The sequence below is a fragment of the Ponticaulis profundi genome (assembly GCF_042659465.1).
GTDB classification, from domain to species: Bacteria; Pseudomonadota; Alphaproteobacteria; order Caulobacterales; family Hyphomonadaceae; genus Ponticaulis; species Ponticaulis profundi.
Map to the genome: position 1 here is coordinate 1 of NZ_JBHSSW010000012.1, position 20044 is coordinate 20044.

Consider the following 20044-nt stretch of genomic DNA (forward strand, 5'->3'; position numbering starts at 1 on the left):
CGCACCGGTCGGTACGGATGGCTCTGCTTCTGGTGCTGAAGACAGTGTTATCACTGGCGCAATCAGTGCCACCGACATGGACGGCGACACCCTCAGCTACACGCTGGCTTCTGGTCCGGCGAATGGCTCTGTGACGCTGACTGGGAATGGCTATACCTACACGCCAGCAGCCGACTTCAATGGCACGGATAGCTTTGATGTTCTGATCGATGACGGCAATGGTGGGACAGACACCGTCACGATTGAGGTCACGGTGACACCGGTGAATGATGCGCCGGTTAGTGTCGCCGACGGCTATTCTATCGATGAGGATGGCGTGCTGAGCGTGGCTGCGAGCGGTGTCCTGGCCAATGACACAGATGTGGATGGTGATGGGCTGACGGCTGCCTTGGTCTCCGGCACGTCGAACGGTTCTCTGAGCTTCAATGCGGATGGCTCCTTCACCTATACGCCGGATGCCAACTTCAATGGGACGGACGGCTTCACCTATCGGGTGAATGACGGCACGGATGACGGCAACACTGTCACGGTGACGCTCAATGTCGGCGCGGTGAATGACGCGCCGGTCGCTGTGGCTGACGCCGTTGCGACAGATGAAGACAGCAGCACGATCATTTCTGTATTGGCAAACGACGCGGATGCCGACGGCGACACGATCACTGTTGTCAGCGTAGACGCAGTCAGCGTCTCCGGCGCGACAGTCACGCTGAATGGCGATGGAACAATCACCTATGATCCGACCGGCTCTGCGATTATCCAGGCGCTGGCTGTCGGTGAGATGCTGACAGACACCTTCACCTACACGATTTCAGACGGCAATGGTGGCACGGATACGGCGACCGTCACTATCACTGTGACCGGCGCCAATGACACACCTGTTGTATCAGTGATCGACGCCGGCAGCGCAACCGAAGACGACGCGGCTCAAATTGTCGATCTGCTATCTGGTCAGACCGACCCTGATGGCGATGCCCTGTCCGTTTCGAACATCGCGGTGCAGGACGATCTCGGAAATCCGGTCGCTTTCACCAATAATGGCGATGGGACGATCTCGATTGACCCGAGCCAATATAACTCACTCGCTGTTGGCGATAGTCGGACGATCACAGTCAGTTATGACGTGTCTGATGGCACAGCCACAACAAGCAATACGGCAACCCTGGTCATCAATGGTGTGAATGACGCCCCGGTTGCAGGAGATGATAGCCTGACGCTTGGCGAATTCCAGGGGAATGAGTTCGAGCAGACCAGCCAGTATCGACCGCATGTGATGGCCCTCACCAATGGCAATTTCGTTATGGTGTGGGAATCTCGGGACGGTCAGCAGGAAGACCTCGACAATTACACGGTCAAGGCGCGTATTTTTGATCCGAATGGCAATGAAATTGTCAGTGAATTTGTCGTCAACAGCCTGACGACCTTTAGTCAGCAAGGGCCCGACATATCCGCACTGTCTGACGGTGGCTTCATCGTCACATGGTTCACGACCGACCCAACGCAGGATGGTGACGACAGAGCCATCAAGGCGCGGGTGTTCAATGCCGACGGGTCTGAGCGGGTCGCAGAGTTCCTCGTCAATCAGGTGCCGGATAATGATCAGATCTTTCCTGAAGTTACAGAACTTACCGACGGCGGATATGTCTTCACCTGGACATCGGCGGACGGGGGAGCCGATCCCGACGGCTTCAGCGTCAAATCGCGGGTGTTCAACGCGGACGGCACGCCACGAGACAATGAATTCCTGGTCAATCAGTTCGATGTGCGCGATCAGCAGGACCCCGACGTCGCTGCCCTGAGCGATGGTGGCTTTGTCATCATCTGGGCATCAAATGACAGGCAACAATCTGACACCGCTGGCGGCGCGATCAAGGCCAGAATCTTCAATGCTGATGGCACAGAACGTATCAGCGAATTTGTGGTGAATTCCGCCACCGCTTTAAACCAGCAGACACCGATCATTCATGAGCTGGCATCGGGTGGTTTTGTCGTCACCTGGGCGTCGAATGATGGCCAACAGGGCGACGCAAACGCCGCGATCAAGGCGCGTGTTTTCGACAATAACGGCAATGAAGTCATCGCCGAATTCCTGGTCAATCAGGTCACCGATAATGGCCAGGGGTATGCGGATGTTACCGAGCTTGCCGATGGCGGTCTGGTCTTCACCTGGGAGTCTTCGGACGGGATCTCTGACACAGATGCAAAAGGCATCAAGGCGCGGGTTTTCAATGCAGATGGCTCTGAGCGCATTGCAGAGTTTCTGGTCAACGAACTGATCACAGACGATCAGGCTCTACCGAGTGTCACCGGTCTGACAGATGGCGGTTTCGTGATCAGCTGGACGTCTGAAAGCGGTGACAGTGATGGCTTTGCAATCAAGTCACGTATCTTCAACGCAGACGGAACGGAGCGCTTTTACGGCGAAGACAGTGCACTCACATTTGCGTCCGAAGCACTGCTTTCAAATGACACGGACGTCGACGGCGATACGCTCAGTGTGACAGCCGTCAGCGGCACGAGCGCCAATGGCGCAACGGTCACGCTGAATGGCGATGGCACGATCAGCTATGATCCGACGGGCTCAACGACCATTCAGGCGCTGGATGATGGCGAGACACTCGACGATACCTTCACCTACACCGTGTCAGACGGAAATGGCGGCACGAACACCGCGACCGTGACGATTACAGTGACGGGCGCAAATGATGCGCCGGTGGCGTCAAGCGACAATTACGTTGTGGATGAAGACACGACCGGCAACGCAAGCGCCGCACTTGGGGTTCTCAGAAACGACACCGATATCGACGGCGACACATTGACGGCGGAACTGGTCAGCGATGTCTCCAACGGGACGCTGACACTCAATGCAGATGGGTCCTTCTCTTATACGCCTGATGCTAATTTCAATGGACAGGATACGTTCACCTATCGGGTATTTGACGGCTCAACCTACAGCAACACTGAAACGGTCACGATCACCGTCCGACCCGTGAGCGACGCTCCGGTTGCAGGGAGTGATACAATCGCAGCCGGGAGCGAATTTCTCGTCAACAGCCTGACGAATAATAGCCAGAGTGATGTCAGCGCCATCTCTTTCGCTGATGGCAGTTCATTCTTTGTCTGGCACTCGCGCGACGGCCAATCCGCAGACACTGATGGTGCCGTGAAAGGACGCTGGCTGAATGCCGATGGCACGGAACGCGTCACAGAGTTTCTGATCAACGACGAAGTTGATCAATTGCAGTCCGTTCCGCGGATTCTGCTCTTGCCCGATGGCGGCTTTGTCATCTCCTTGGTTTCTCAGGATCCGACACAGGACGGCGCTGGCAGCTCGATCAAAGCAAAAGTTTTTAACGCTGACGGATCCGAACGGGTCGGCGAGTTTCTGGTCAATTCGGTCACCGGCGGTAATCAGTCAATGGCGGAACTGACCGCCCTGGACGATGGCGGGTTCGCCATTGCATGGCAATCAAACGATACCCAGGCTGACCTTGATGGCTGGGGCATCAAAATGCGCGTTTTTAATGCAGACGGCAGCGAACGGATCCCAGAATTCCTCGTCAATTCCACGATGACGAATGGCCAGGAACTTCCAGACATCGCAACTCTGTCTGATGGTAGCATCCTTGCTGTGTGGCGCTCGGCTGATGGTCTCAACGACACTTCAGATACAGGCATCCTTGCGCGCATCTTCAATCCAAATGGAACAGAACGGGTTGCTGAGTTCCGCGTGAACACAGAGACTTTGAGCGTTCAGCAATCTTCTGTGGTCGCTGCCCTTTCCAATGGCGGCTTCGTCGTGGCCTGGAGCTCCTACGATCAACAGCAGGGCGACACTGAATTCTTCGCGATCAAGGCACGCATTTTCGATGCAAATGGCAGTGAAACTGTCGCCGAATTTCGTGTAAACGCCATCCCGGATGGAAGCCAGACCAATCCGGACATAACAGCTCTGGCGGACGGCGGTTTCGTGGTCGTCTGGGCATCGACTGATGACCAACAAGGCGATGTCAGCGGCTCTGGCATCAAGGCTCAGGTCTATAACGCTGACGGCACAGTGCGGGTTTCCGAATTCCTGGTGAATGAGGAGACGTACGATACGCAGTCCCGCCCAGCCGTCACGACGACAGCGGATGGCGGGTTTCTGGTGACCTGGCAGACACGCGATGGCGCTGACGACACCGACAACCTCGGTGTTAAGGCGCGCTATTACAACGCCGATGGCACACCACGCCACTCTAGCGAAGATGTCGTAACGACACTCGACGTCGACACACTGCTTGCCAATGATACGGATGCTGATGGCGATACGCTGACCATAACAGGCGTGAGCGGTACCAGCGCGAATGGCGCGACCGTGACACTGAACGGCGATGGCACGATCAGCTATGACCCGACAGGCTCTGCCACCATTCAGGCGCTGGCATTCGGCGAAACCCTGGACGACACCTTCACCTACACGATCTCTGACGGGAATGGCGGCACAGACACGGCAACCGTGACCTTCACGATAAGCGGCCAGAATGACGTACCCGTTGCCGTTGATAATTTGCTCGCGCTCGCACCCGAGGCCACAAACGAATTCCTGATCAATAGCTTCACAGGTGGCGATCAGGTTTCACCGGCTGTCGGGCAACTGGCCGATGGCGGCTATGTTTTTGTCTGGACATCAGCGGACGGCGCACAGGGCGATAACGATAACGCCATTAAAGCGCTGATTCTGAATGCTGATGGTACCGTCCGCGTCAGCGAGTTTTTGGCAAACAGTCTGACGAACAACGCACAGACCGCCCCCGATGTGACCACGCTGGCCGATGGCGGATTTGTCCTGTCATGGCAGTCGCGGGATAATCAGCCTGACGCTGACGGCATTAAAGCACGCATTTTCAACGCTGACGGCACCGAACGCGTGGCAGAGTTCCTTGTCAATGAGACGACGCGATATCTGCAGACCAGCGTTTCCATCACCGCGTTGGCAGATGGTGGATTTATTGCCACCTGGTCGTCTGACGAACGCGCCGGAGACCCCGACTTCGGTATCAAGGCACGGATTTTCAACGCTGATGGTTCGGTTCGGATCAGCGAGTTTCTGGTCAATGATGAGGTAGCTGGAAATCAAAGCGCGCCCGACGTTTCAGCGCTCGATGATGGCGGCTTCATCATCACCTGGACAACGCAAAACGCCAGCGATGATGGAAGTGGCTCGGCCATCAAGGCAATGGTCTTCAACAATGATGGATCGGTTAGGATTTCGGAATTCTCTGTCAATGACAGTGCCACCGGCGACCAGATCAACCCGACGATCGCAACACTTCAGGATGGTGGCTTCATCGTCACCTGGACAACCTTTGACACCTCTCAGGATGGAAGCGGATCGGCCATCAAGGCGCGGGTTTTCAACGCAGACGGCAGCGAACGTATCGGCGAGTTTCTGGTCAATGAACGAGCATCGGCTGGACAGGAGACATCTGATGTCACGGTTCTGGCTGATGGCGGGTTCGTTATCACCTGGCTGAACGGTGATACCACGCACGATGGTTCATCTTCTTCGATAAGTGGACGTGTTTTCAACGCAGATGGCAGCGTGCGTGTTGCTGAATTCCTGGTGAATGATGCCGGGCTGAACACCCAAGCCCAGCCAAACATTACCGCGCTAAGTGATGGCGGGTTCGTGGTCACCTGGTCATCCAATGATGGACAGGCGGATACCGATGGCTACGGCATCAAAGCCCGTATCTTCAATTCAGACGGCACGCAGCGAAACTATAGCGAAAATAACGTCACGACGATCTCAACAGCGGGCCTTCTGGGCAATGACACAGATGCGGATGGCGATACGCTGACAGTGACGAGCGTGAGCGGGACGAGCGCGAATGGCGCAACCGTCACGCTGAATGGCGATGGGACGATCAGCTACGACCCGACTGGTTCGGCCACGATCCAGGCGTTGGCTGTTGGCGAAACGCTGGATGACACCTTCACCTACACCATTTCAGACGGAAATGGCGGCACAGACACCGCGACTGTCACGATCAGGGTGAATGGCGCGAATACGGCGCCAGTTGCCAATGATGTGACGCTGGCTCTGATACCTGAACGAACCGGCGAGTTTCTGGTCAATGAAACAATAGCAGGGGGCCAGTATGAGCCGTCAATGGTCACACTAAGTGATGGCGGCATGCTCTATATGTGGACTGATAACCTGCTGGATGGCAGTTCGTACGGGATTGCGGCACGCGTCTTGAACGCGGATGGCAGCGTTCGTGTTGCTGAATTTCTGGTCAATCAGAGCACTTTCAACTCGCAGGGCTACCCGACAGCCAGCACGCTGAGTGATGGCGGCTTTATCATTTTCTGGGAAACGATTGATGGCTTCAATGTCATGGGCCGCATCTTCAACGCTGACGGCACTGAGCGTGTCAGCGAGTTTGTTGCTACTGAAGTGTCTTCCGGCATGCAGTCCTATCCGGATGCAATAAATCTTGATGATGGCAGCATTCTTCTGACATGGAGCTCCTCCGACGGTCTTGCTGACCCGAGCTCATTCGGCATCAAAGCCCGGATTATCAATCCTGATGGCACGACGCTTGTCAGCGAATTTTTGGTCAATCAGGAAACCGATAGCGCTCAGCTCTACCCGTCTGCGACGGTGCTTGCGGATGGTAGCTTTATTATAACCTGGCAGTCTGCTGATGGCGCCGATCCTGATCAGGCTGGCATAAAAGCTCGCCTCTTCAACACAGATGGCAGTGCGCGCAGCGATGAGTTTCTGGTCAATTCCCTCACAGATGGAAACCAGACCACCCCCGTGGCAACGGCGCTGGCGAACGGTGGATTTGTTATCACCTGGGAGTCTACCACCCCACAACAGGGAGATAATGACGGAACGGGCATCAAGGCGCGCGTGTTTGATGCCGATGGCAATGAGATTGTGTCTGAGTTTCTGGTCAATCAGTTCACGACCTCAGCGCAGAACTACCCCAGCGTAACCGCGCTGGCCGATGGCGGTTTCGTGATCACATGGTTTTCGTCAGACAGGGAACAGTCCGACCCGGATATTGGCATCAAGGCGCGGATCTTCAACGCAGATGGAAGCGAACGCGTCAGCGAATTCCAGGTCAATAATCTGACGAATGATGTTCAGATGGACACGCATGTCCAGGCGCTGGCTGACGGTGGTTTCGTAATCACATGGTATTCTCAGGATCGCATCGACGATCCAGATGTTTCGGGCATTAAAAGCCTGATCTTCAACGCAGATGGCACGCAGCGAAACTATAGCGAAGATAACGTCACAACGATCTCAACAGCAGGTCTTCTGCGCAATGACACCGACATTGATGGCGATGCGCTGACAGTGACGAGCGTGAGCGGGACGAGCGCGAATGGCGCAACCGTGACTCTGAACGCCAATGGCACAATCAGCTATGATCCGACAGGGTCGGCCACCATTCAGGCGCTGGCTGCTGGCGAAACGCTGGACGACACCTTCACTTATACGATCTCCGACGGAAATGGTGGCACAGACACCGCGACGGTGACGATCACGGTGAATGGTGCGAATGATGTACCGGTCCTCGCAACCGTTCCGACAGGTGGTACGTTCACTGAAGTCGCAGATGCCTCCGCGCAGGATTTGTCGACGACAGGGAGCCTGACTGTATCGGACGCTGACATCGGCGACACGCTGAGTGCGAGCGTCAACGGTACGCCGACGATAAACTGGAATGGCGGCACGCTGACAGCTGGCGAGGAAGCTGCACTGCTGGCTGCGCTCGGGACAGGAAGGCTCACATTCGACGGTAGTATCACGGCGGACGGGATGTCCCAATCGCTGGGTTGGACGTGGGATCCTACGGCGGCTGACCTCGACTTCCTCAATCAGGGTGATCAGCTGACGATTACCTATAATCTTTCGGTCAGCGACGGCACTGCGTCGGCGGCTGGCGAGTCCATCGTTTTCACGATTATCGGGGCCGACGACACCCCGACCGCCGTTCAGGACAATGCCAGCATGACCGAGGACGACGGAGCCACAAGCTTCGATGTCCTCGCCAACGACACACTGGATGCTGACGCAGCGGCGTCAAACGCATTGTCGATCAATTCAGTCTCTGTCTCAGCGAACAGCTTGGGCATAGACGCGAGTGATCTCTCGGTCACAATCGGCTCAAATGACCAGATTTCTGTCGAATTGCTCGGCTCTGACTGGGATGCGCTTTCTGTCGGACAAAGTCTCAATCTCACGGTCCGGTATGACCTTGCAGGTGACAATTCGACATCGACCAACGCGCTCCGTCTGACCGTGACCGGGGTGAATGATGCCCCGACAGTAAATCAGGCAATTGCACTGACCCAAAGCGTAGAAGAAGACGCCGGGCCGCCTTCGGGCGCCGTTGGTTTTCTCGTTTCAGATATTGCGGACCTTTCGTCTGGCGGCGGAACCAACAATATCGTCGATGCGGACGGTCTGATTACAGGTATCGCCCTTTCCGGCACTGATACGAGCCAGGGAACCTGGTATTGGTCGCCGAATGATGGCGCCAACTGGATCTCTGTAGGGTCCGTCTCCGAAGCAAATGCGCTGCTTCTAATTGGGTCTTATCGTCTCTATTTCGAGCCAAACTCTAATTATTCTGGTACGTTGGCTGATGCATTGACCTTCCATGCCTGGGACCGCAGCAGCGGCACACAGGGCCAGAAAGTTGATGTGACCACAAATGGTGGCTCAACACCATTCTCGAGCAATACCGGCTCGGTTGAGATGGTTGTGAATGCAGCGAACGTCGGGCCGGTTGCGAGCGATGATATGCTCGGCAATGCCCCTGAAGGCGAATTCCTCGTCAACACACAAACTTACAGCACCCAGCAATATCCGCTGACCGCAACTCTGGCAGACGGACGTTTTATCGTCGTCTGGGCAAGCCTGGACCTGGTGGATGACAATGACGGCCTTGGCATCAGGGCGCAGATCTTCAATGCTGACGGCAGCCCGTCCGGCAGTGAGTTCCTGGTGAACACCCTGACAGGTGGCGCTCAGAGCTACCCTTCTGTCGCGGCGCTGCCAAATGGCGGCTTCGTGATTGCCTGGGACAGCGAAGACGGGGTGGACGACACCGACAGCGAGGGCATCCGAGCCCAGATCTTCGGTGCGAGCGGCAATCCGGTCGGCAGCGAATTCCTCGTCAATACCGAAACGACCAGCTTTCAGTACGCCCCCAAGATTGCCGTGCTGTCCAATGGCGCTTTCGTCATCACCTGGGAAAGTGAAGACCAGGTGGATGATATCCATGGCTATAGCATCAAGGCGCAGATGTATGATGCCAGCGGCAATACAGTCGGCGGCGAATTCCTCGTCAACAGCCGGATGATGGATGACCAGACGGATGCAGAAATCACGGCGCTTGACGGGGGTGGCTTCGTTGTCGTCTGGGAAACCTATGACGGTGTCGATGACCTTTCCAGCTCCGGCGTCCGGGCACGGATTTTTGATAATTCCGGAAACCCTGTCGCCAATGACTTTCTGGTCAACACGGAAACCTATAGCGCACAAGGCTCTCCGGATGTCACAGCCCTGGCGAGCGGCGGCTTTGTTGTAACCTGGCAGAGCTACAGTACACTAGATGATAGCAGCTCCGGCGGCATCAGCGCCCAGATGTATGATGCCAGCGGCAATACCGTAGGCAGTGAATTCCGGGTCAATACCCAGACAACGAATAACCAATCTGCCCCGCGCACAATAGCACTCACCGGTGGCGGCTTTGTCATCGTGTGGTCAAGCTATGATGGCGTGGAAGACGCCTCGAACTCAGGCATCAAGGCGCAGATGTTTGATGCCAGCGGCAATACCGTAGGAAGTGAATTTCTGGTCAATACACTGACGGATAACCTGCAGATGCAGCCGGATGTTGTGGCCCTGAATACTGGCGGCTTCGCCATCGTCTGGACCAGCCTTGACAATGTCGACGATACGTCGGGCTCTGGTATCAAGGCGCAGATTTTCGACGCCAGTGGCAACCCGGCATCCCCTTCAGGCTTTGATGAGGACACGCCGATCACGATTGCGGCCGCCGACATCCTTGGCAATGATACCGACGCTGACGGCGATACGCTATCGGTTACGGGCGTCAGTGGCACGAGCGCAAATGGCGCGACGGTGACGCTGAATGGCGATGGCACGATTAGCTATGACCCGACGGGCTCGGCCACGATCCAGGCGCTTGATGACGGCGAAACGCTGGACGACACCTTCACCTACACAATCTCCGACGGAAATGGCGGCACCAGTACAGCGACCGTCACAATCACGGTGAACGGCGCGGATGACAATACGGCACCTGTCGCCAATGATGACGCCATCGGTACATTTTACAGTGGCGATTTTCTCGTCAATCAGGCGGTTGCAAACAATCAGATACGGTCTGAATCCGTTGCCTTTGCAGATGGGAGCGTCCTGTTTGTCTGGCAGTCTGGCGATGGTGAGGCGGATACCTCCGGCGATGGCATCAAGGCACGCTGGATCAACGCCGACGGCACGGATCGGATGGGTGAATTTCTGGTCAATCAGGAAACTGACGCAACTCAGGAGCTTCCCGAAGTCACCCTGCTGGCCGATGGCGGTTTTGCCATCGTCTGGGAGACCGAAGATGCGGCTCAGGATGGAGATAGCGGCGCAATCAAGGCCCGAGTTTTCAATGCCGACGGCAGCCAACGCAAGGCAGAGTTTCTGGTCAATGAAGAAGCGGCCAGTGGACAATTCTGGCCAACGATTACGGCGCTGAATGACGGTGGGTTTGCGATTGTCTGGCATTCCAGGGATGGCCAGGATGATCCAAATGGCTTCAGCGTCAAAATGCGTATATTCAATGCAGATGGCTCAGAACGCGATGGGGAACTCCTCGTCAATGATGTCACCACTGGCCATCAGGATTATGCGGACGTCGCAACCCTGAGCGATGGCCGGCTCATTATCATCTGGCGCTCAGCCGACGGCACAACCGATGCCGACGGAACAGGTATTCGAGCCAGAATTCTGAATGCGGACGGCACGGAAAGCGTCGCGGAGTTCCAGGTCAATCAATTCACCAATACAGACCAGCGTTCGACTTATGTCACCGCGCTGGCAAATGGCGGATTTGTTGTAAGCTGGACATCGAGCGACCAGCAGCAGGAAGACACGGCCGCAGATGGCATCAAGGCACGCGTGTTTGACGCCAATGGCAATGCTGTCACAGCCGAGTTTCAGGCCAATAGTCTGACGGCTGGGAGCCAGTACAGTTCCGAAATCACCGCTCTTGCGGATGGCGGCTTCGTGATTGCCTGGGAATCTTCAAACCCTCAACAGGGCGACACATCAAGTGTCGGCATCAAAGCGCGCATTTTCAATGCTGATGGAAGTGAGCGCGTTGCAGAATTCCTGATCAACGCAACGATCGAAAGCATGCAAGCCGACATTAACATCGTAGCGACACCAGATGGTGGCTTCGTGGCCAGCTGGGGATCCTATGATGGTATAGACGATCCGAGTTCAGGCGGAATTCGCGCCCGCTTCTTCAACGCGGATGGGACGCCTCGCGGCTATAGCGAAGACAGCGTGGCGACGATCGATACAGCAACACTGCTGGCAAATGACACAGACAGCGATAGCGATACGCTTGAAATCACGGCGGTCAGCGGCACCAGTGCGAATGGCGCGGCAGTCACCCTGAATGGCGATGGCACGATCAGCTATGACCCGACCGGCTCTGCAACCATTCAGGCGCTCGGCGTTGGTCAGACTCTGGACGACACCTTCACCTACACGGTCTCTGACGGCAATGGCGGCACAGACACCGCCACGGTGACCATCACTGTAAATGGCGCAAATGATGCACCTGTTGCGACGCCCAACGGCGAGTTGACGAGCGAGGATAATTCCGTCGTCATAAGCGTGCTGGACAATGATTCCGATCCTGATACGGGCAGCACACTCACCATTTCCGACATAGCTGCCATAAGCCCGAACGGCGCGACGATTACCGTCAACGGCGATGGCACCATCACCTATGATCCGTCCACGTCTCTGACGCTTCAATCACTTGCCACCGGCGATATAACCGTGGACAGGTTCGACTATACGATTTCGGACGGAGATGGCGGCACGGATACCGCAACAATCTCGGTGGCGGTGACCGGCGTGAACGACGATCCGGTGGCGGTAACGGACTTGAGCGCCACGGATGAAGACAGCTCGGTCATCATCAGCGTTCTCGGCAATGACAGTGACATCGACTTCGGCGATAGCCTGACTGTGACTTCAGTCAGCACCACGGGCACAAACGGCCTAGTCACGCTGAATGGTGACGGCACGATCAGCTACGACCCGAATGGCGCATATGACTATCTGGCGACCGGTGAGCAGGCAACAGACAGCTTTACTTACACAGTCTCAGACGGGAATGGCGGCACCGATATAGGCACCGTGACAGTCACAGTAACTGGCCGGAACGATGCCCCGAGGATCACCTTCGGTGGAGGAGGAATTTCGGCAGATGTATATGTCGTTGAAGGGACGACTGCCGTTGACACAATCACCGCGTCGGATCCTGACGATAGCGCAATAACCTGGTCCATTTTTGCGGGGCTGGATGGATCACGCTTCACAATCAACCCCTCCAACGGATATCTCAGCTTCGTTTCCACGCCGTCATATAATCTGCCGAGCGATTTCGACGGTGATAACGTCTATGAGGTGACCATTGCAGTTGAAGATGGCAATGGCGGATTTGACACCCAGAACATCGACGTCATCGTTCAGGAGTTCGTGACGCCGACACCTTCCATGTCATCCAGTTCTGCGCCAACGCCATCACCTGTGTCAGACAGTTCAGACACGATCTTCGCACCAGAGACACGATCTTTGCTGATGGAAGTGGAGCTTAACGGCAGTGGCGGGCTGAATGTGTCGGGCGAGGGTGAGCAGAACCTGTTGGAAGCTACGCCAATGCGTGAGCCGGATGCGTCCAGAGATGGGCAGTCGGCTATGGCCAAGCCGGGATCGAACGACGCATCCTTTGGTGTTGCTGTCACGCAAACCGATGTTGAACCTTTGATCGAGGCACCTTCTGATCCAACCGAGCAAACTCATGCGACGCTGAGTATTGATCTCATCGAAGATGATCTCTCCGATCTTCTGCCAAACGACGATGCTGCGTCTGATATCGTCATCAGCGGCACGAGCTGGCAGCGGGATGGTTCGCGAGACGATAGCGGTGCATCAATGCTCGAAGGCGAGGAAGGCCTGTTATCGGGTCACAATCACGCACTCTTCGATGTGGCAGTTGGAGAGCTCCTCACGGGTGATGAAATCGGCGGTGGCGACGATGTGGATGCGTCGGACATCACAGCACTGCTTGATGCCTTTCTGGGGGCAGAATCTGACGTCAGTGCTACATCATCCGAACCACTGGCCTCACCTGGCTACGTCCAGGGGGAGGAGCCGGGCGTCGGCGATGTGCAGAGCCCGCAATTCACTATAACCGGCCTAGAGCTCCTTTACTCAGATGCCGATGAGCCAGTGGAGGCGTCTCTATGATGCGTCGGCCCGATTTCCAGAGCGCTTTTCGGCGCGCATCCCGTAATTCAGTCTTAGGAAACAGTATCAGCATGTCCAAGATCTCTTCTCTATTCCTGACCTGCGCATTGTCTGGCCTTGCTGCTGCAGCGCTTCCATCTTCTGCGATGAGCCTGACTGAGGCCGTCGAAAAGACGCTGACGACGAACCCGGAGATTCTCCAGGCTGGAGAGAACCGCGAAGCAACCGAGTTTGAGCTTCGGCAGGCAAGAGGGGGCTATTTGCCGAGTGTCGGTCTCGAAGCCGGTTATGCCAAACGTCGCCTTAAGAGCCCGACCACAGGTGGTCTCTACCGCAATCTTGAGCCGGCTTATGCGTCGGCAACACTCAGTCAGACACTGTATGACGGTGGCGTGTCTCAGGCCGAAATTCGGCGTTCTGCGGCTCGCGTTGATAGTGCTGCCTTCCGCGTGCAGGAGCGTTCAGAAGTGCTCGCGCTGGAAACCGTTCAGGCCTATCTTGAGTACCTGCTGCAGTCCGAAGTTGTTGCGATATCGGAAGAGAACAGAACCTTCCACGAATCGTTCCTCTCAGATATTGACGCCGCGATTGAAGGCGGCGCGCTCACGGACGCAGATCGTCTTCAGGGGCTTGAGCGTTATGAAGCGGCAAATTCGCGTCTGGTGCAGGCACAGGAGGACCTCGATAGTGCTGCTATTCGTTTCGCGACGCTGGTCGGCGAGCCGATCGGTGAAACAAGCATGCCTGTCTCGATCTCCGGTGCGATCCCATTCACATTGGAAAATGCGATCGCCGTGGCGCATCTCAATAATCCGTCTGTGAAGGCAGGGCGCGCTGATATCGATGCAGCTGATGCCGCCGTCAAAGGCGCGCGCAGCGCATATCTGCCGACAATCGGTCTGAAACTGAGTGCTACTGCCGGTGAGGACACCACCGGTTTCGAGGGTGACAATGAATCGTTTGAAGCGGGAATTGTTGCGCGCTGGAAACTCTATGACGGCGGCGTTCGCGCAGCCAATGAGCAAGAGAAAATCCGCCGGGCCAGTGAAAGTCGCTTCGGGCTTGAGATCGCATATCGTGAAATCGAACAGTCTGTCCGCATGGCCTGGAGCGAACGGACAAATCAGAAAGAGCTCAGCGAGACCCTGCTGCGCCAGTCCAATGCAAATGACCGGCTTGTTTCGTCCTATCAGGAACAGTTTCGTGTTGGCCGTCGCTCACTTCTGGATGTGCTCGATGCCCAGAATGCACGCCTGAATACCGCAACGCTCGCAAAGACGTCTGAATTTTCAGCCATGTTTGCAGAGTACAAGATCCTTGCGGCGATGGGGGAGCTGACAAATATTCTCGAAGGCCAGATGATTTCTCAGGCTGAGCCTTATGCTCGCAAGGCCTTTAATGTCGCTGAGACCGATGAGGACAAGATCTACAAACGTAAGTCGTCTGAACAGGCACCACTTCGCTTTGGCCTTCAGCCAAAAGCGCAAGGGGAATAGGACGAGCTAACGCATGGATGCCACTCTTGTCGTCCCGCCAGTCCCGGACGCGCCAAAAACAGACGGTTTCAAGACTGCTTTTCAACAGGTTGCGCGGTGGTTTGAGCGGCCGACATCTGAAACGGTCCTGTTCTCGGGTTGTCCAGAAGAAACGCTGACAGGACAATCGACTGAAGACGTCGAACGTCTTGCAGAGCGTATTGGGTTGGACGTCGAATTTCTGACGGCCCGCGACTGTCAATCCGGGCGGTTTGAGGCGCCTGCGATCTTTCTTTTTGAAGACGGCGACGCCGCCGCGTTTCTCGAAGACGAAGCTGATGAGGTAGCTGAAACAACGCAAATTCCCGAGGGACGCAAACCAACGCACGGGTTCGCGTTTCGCAAGCATTATGCAGATCACGCCGAGGATATGACTGTCGGGCAAGCGGGCCGTATTGACCGTCGGCACTGGCTCGTTGCCTGCCTTTTACCTTTCTGGCGCAACTACGTGAGAGTGGGCATAGCCGCTCTGTTTATCAACCTGATCGCGCTTGGCTCACCTCTGTTTGTGATGAATGTGTATGATCGCGTCTTGCCAAATAACGCTATTTCTACGCTCTGGGTTCTAACAGCCGGCATCTGTATTGCCTTCCTGTTCGATTTTGCTCTCAAGACAGCCCGTGCAGAGCTGATCGATCACGCCGGACGCCAGGCAGATCTGCGGCTTTCGCATGTGCTGTTTGAAAAGGTGCTGAACACATCGCTGAGCAATCGCCCGCTTTCTACCGGGGAGTATGCGAGCCGCATCACGCAGTATGAGTTTGTGCGGGAGTTTTTTACGTCCAACACCATCAGCGTCCTTATCGACAGCCTGTTCATTTTTATCTTTCTGGCGGTGATATATCTGATCGGTGGATGGTTGGTCATTATTCCGGTCATCGCACTTATCATTTCAATTCTGATTGGCTTTGTCGCACAGGCTCGCATTGGAAAGCGCGTCAACGCAGCAGCAAATGAAAGTGCCCGCCGTCAGGCGCTTCTGGTCGAATCGATCTCGACGATCGAAACGCTCAAGAGTCTGCGTGCAGAGAAGCTGATGCTTCGGCGTTGGCGTGAGCTGTCTTTGAATGCGAGCAGGACATCTGAACAGATCAAACAGATTTCGTCCAATGCGACCCATGCGACAAGTTTTGTTCAGCAGATGACGCGCATTGCCATCATTATTGGGGGCGCTTACGCCTTCGCGGAAGGCAATATGGCGATGGGCGCAATCATCGCGACAGTGATGCTGGCCAGCCAGGCGAGCGCGCCAATGTCACAGATTGCCATGACGCTCGCACGTCTGCGTCAGGCGCTTCTTTCGCTGCGTATCATGAACGGCATTATGGAACTCGAAGAAGACACGCCGACGACAACGGGTTTTGTTAATCGTGAGGTGAGGCAGGGCGGTTTCCGGTTCGACAACGTGTCTTTTGAATACCCGGGCGCAGAACACGCCGTCATTGATGGGTTTTCGTTGTCGGTGTCACCGGGCGAGCGTGTTGGTATTATTGGCAGGATCGGCTCTGGTAAGACGACCATTGGTCGCCTGCTGGGAGGGCTTTACGTTCCAACCGGGGGGCATCTGCTGATCGATGGCGTCGACAGTCGCCAGTATCATGTTGCGGAAATCAGGTCTGCTGTGTCGATTGCGGGGCAATCTTCGGATCTGTTTTCCGGAACCGTGAAGGACAATCTGGTCCTCGGACGCGCAGATGTCAGCGATGAGGAACTTCTGGAAGTTTGCGCAAAGACAGGTGTGGACCAGTTGATTGAGTCCCATCCGCGCGGCTTCGATATGCCGGTTGGAGAGCGGGGCAATAATCTGTCGACCGGGCAAAAGCAGAACCTCACCATCGCGCGGCTCTTACTGTCGCAGCCTAAGATCGTCTTCCTTGACGAACCATCCGGCGCGATGGATCTGGCAAGTGAGCAGCAATTGATCCGATGCCTGAAAGACGCCTTCACGCCTGAAACAACCCTGATTATGGCGACGCACCGCCATTCCATGCTGGAACTGATTGACCGGCTTGTGGTGATGGATCGTGGCAAAGTGGTTGCTGATGGACCGAAGCGGGATGTCATTGCCGCGATGAAGCGGGGAGGGAAGGGATGAAGAAGCCTGAGCCTGCTCCGTTTTTTGCGCGGTTTATTCTGGTGTTCGCAGGCCTCGCGATCACCAGTTTTCTGCTCTGGGCTGCCTGGGCGGAGGTCGATGAGATCGCGCGCGGCGCAGGGAAGGTCATTCCCGTTTCAAAAACGCAGATTGTACAGACATCTGAACCCGGAATCGTTCAGGAAATTTCAGTGCGCCTTGGCCAGGCGGTCAGCAAAGGTGATTTGCTGGTGCAATTGGAGAACGTCACCACACAGTCCACATTGGGCGAGGCCGCTGCCAGGGGCAGGGCTTTGGAAGCTCAGCTCGCGAGATTGTCCCTGAAGGAAGCGGGTCAGTTGGATGCGGACTTTAAGTGTCCGGAGCAGATTGAGGCTATTGATCCATCTGTATGTTTGAATGAAGCCCAGCTCTATAACGCAGACCGTGAAGCCTATTATAACGACGTTGGGGTGCTTCGGACGCGTGTTTCTCAGAAACGCAGCGAGCTCTCCGAGGTCCAGGCCAATATCACGCGCTTGCAGGACAATATCGCCGGCGTGGAGCGCCAATTGGAACTGTTCGCTCCTTTGCAGGCCAAACAGCTTATCGCGGAAAGCGAAGTCCTTCAGACAGAGCGGGAGCTGACCGACCTCAAGGGCGAACTGAGCGTCTATCGGGAAAGCCTGCCGCGTATTCGCGAAGCTATCAACGAAGCTCAACTGACTGCCAACAATGTGATGATTGAACTGCGTCAGGAAGCGCTGGCTGAAAAGGCTCAGGTCCTTGCTGATCTGTCCATTGTGAAGAACACAATTGAGGGCGCTGAAGATCGTGTGCGTCGAACCGACATCCGCTCTCCGGTGGACGGGGTGGTGAACACTTTGGACATCAATACGATTGGTGCCTATGTCGAGCCTGGCTCTGTGTTGGCCGGTGTCGTTCCAACGGCAGATACCTTGCTTGTTGAGGCCCGCATTTCACCGCGTGATGTTGCTTTTGTACGTGCCGGTCAGAAAGCCATTGTGAAAATCACGGCATATGACTTTTCGATTTTCGGCGGCCTTGATGGCGAAGTGTCCAATGTCTCTGCTGATAGTCTCGTTGATAAGGAAAGCGGTGAAGCTTTCTATATCGTGCAGATCGAGACAGACCGGTCTCAATTGATGCGAAACGGACAGGCATACCCGATTATCCCGGGCATGATTGCTCAGGCTGAAATCCTCACCGGGCGCAAATCAATCCTGTCCTACCTCCTGAAGCCGATCAACAAAGCCCGTCAGGAAGCCCTTACAGAGCGATGATCCTTTAGGCTTCCAGCTAACTGAAATGCTTCAATCTGAACGTGCCCACTCAGGCTAGGTCGTTAGAAAGTGTGTCGACAACTGACTGGTGCATCGACATAAGCCATACTAAAGGGGCGCCGGTGAGGTCGCAGCAATTTCGGGGATCAGGGTCGTGGCATCAACGCACCGTTTCGAAAGAACCCTGATTGCGTATTTTCTGCACGTCTTTTGCTATGACTTCATGTTCGGTTACGCAATTTTCCCGGCCTACTTTCAACTGAAGGGCACAGCCCCGGAACTCATAGGCATTATTCTGGCGCTCTGGGCTGCGGGTATCATCCTCTTTGAGATTCCTGCGGGTCTGTTGTCCGACCTTGTCGACCGCCGTCTGTTGCTCACGCTTGCGCCTTTGTTGAAAGGCACATGCTTTGTGATCTGGATTCTGGCGGGGACACAGGGCGTTCCCTATCTCTTTTTCGTGGGGATCATCTTCTGGTCCCTGGCCTCGGCGCTTCGCTCGGGGACAAAGGAAGCTTTGCTCTATGAGCAGGTTGCAGCTGCGGACAAACTGCATCGCTACAGCAATATACTCAGCAAGGAGCGCGCTCTTCAGGATGGCGCGACTTTATCAGGTGCGGCAATAGGCGGGCTTATCGCAGGCTATAATCTGGAGCTTGCCTTCTGGGTGTCGCTTTTGCCGCTTGCCGTTTGCGCGGTCGCTGCATTGTTTCTTGTCGACGTTCGAAAGCAGAAAGGCCTGTCAGGCGGGGGCTCTTTCAGCGGTGTGCCGGGCCTTATCTTTGATACATGGCAGGAGTACGCCTCAAAACCAGAACTTCGGTACGTGACACTTTACGTCGTTCTGGGCGTCACTTTCCTAAGCACGCTGGAAGACTTCAACCAATTGTTCCTGCTGGCCATTGGGCTTCCTGTCTGGTCGATTGGCGTCGCTGTGGCGGTCATGGGAACAGCCCGTACGGCGCTTGCCTATTTCGCCAGTCATCTCGAACGGTTGCCCTGCATATTCTGGCTCATCCCGTTACTGAGTGGCTGTGCACTTGCGGTTTCAGGTGATCGCTCAGGGCTGGTTTCGCTTCTGTGCTTATCCTTTTCCTATATCTTGCTCGCGCCCTTGTTCGTGCTGACCATGGCACGTTTTCAACGCGCGCTTGACGGCGGCAGCCGGGCGACCAGCACTTCCGTCATGAGCGCTGTGATTGAGAGCTTCTCGGTCCTGTTCAATATCGTGATCGCCGTATTGCTCAGTAGGCTGACAGTATTGGAAGTCTATCAGGTGTGCGGCCTCTATCTCATTGCTTTTGCGCTTTGGGAACTTTGGCAGAAACGACGTTCATCCCGGCCAAAACGAGCCTGAAGGACCGCCAAAAAAGTTTCACATAAAAAACATTGTTCGCTGAGAGCAGCTTGCGTAATCAGGCCTTGCTCGGCTTACCGGCAACTTCTTTTTGCAGAGACGCTCCAATGCGTTCGTTCAAATCTGCAAGAGACCAGGGCTTAGAAGTTCGAGGCAATATCCAGTTTGGATGATGCCCGAAGGTCTTCTGTAGCTGTTGCTCTG

The 20044-nt window shown here is 55.6% G+C and carries 5 protein-coding genes; all 5 read left to right on the forward strand.

Going from position 1 to position 20044, the window contains the following annotated elements; translation table 11 throughout:
- Window positions 1-13570, forward strand: a 13570-nt coding sequence (locus ACFQDM_RS09465) for a tandem-95 repeat protein (RefSeq protein WP_377378416.1), incomplete at its 5' end; no start/stop codon positions are given.
- 71 nt (window positions 13571-13641) lie between these two features.
- Complete coding sequence (locus ACFQDM_RS09470) at window positions 13642-15066, forward strand: TolC family outer membrane protein (protein ID WP_377378417.1); 1425 nt, start codon at window positions 13642-13644, stop codon at window positions 15064-15066.
- 13 nt (window positions 15067-15079) lie between these two features.
- Complete coding sequence (locus ACFQDM_RS09475) at window positions 15080-17200, forward strand: type I secretion system permease/ATPase (RefSeq protein ID WP_377378418.1); 2121 nt, start codon at window positions 15080-15082, stop codon at window positions 17198-17200.
- Entirely contained in the window at window positions 17197-18483 is a 1287-nt protein-coding gene (locus ACFQDM_RS09480; RefSeq protein ID WP_377378420.1) for an HlyD family type I secretion periplasmic adaptor subunit, read from the forward strand. The genes ACFQDM_RS09475 and ACFQDM_RS09480 overlap by 4 nt, the downstream gene beginning before the upstream one ends.
- Before the next feature lie 154 nt (window positions 18484-18637).
- Window positions 18638-19840 carry an MFS transporter gene (locus ACFQDM_RS09485; protein ID WP_377378421.1) on the forward strand — a complete coding sequence of 401 codons (1203 nt, stop codon included), beginning with the start codon at window positions 18638-18640 and terminating at the stop codon, window positions 19838-19840.
- Window positions 19841-20044 lie beyond the last annotated feature (204 nt).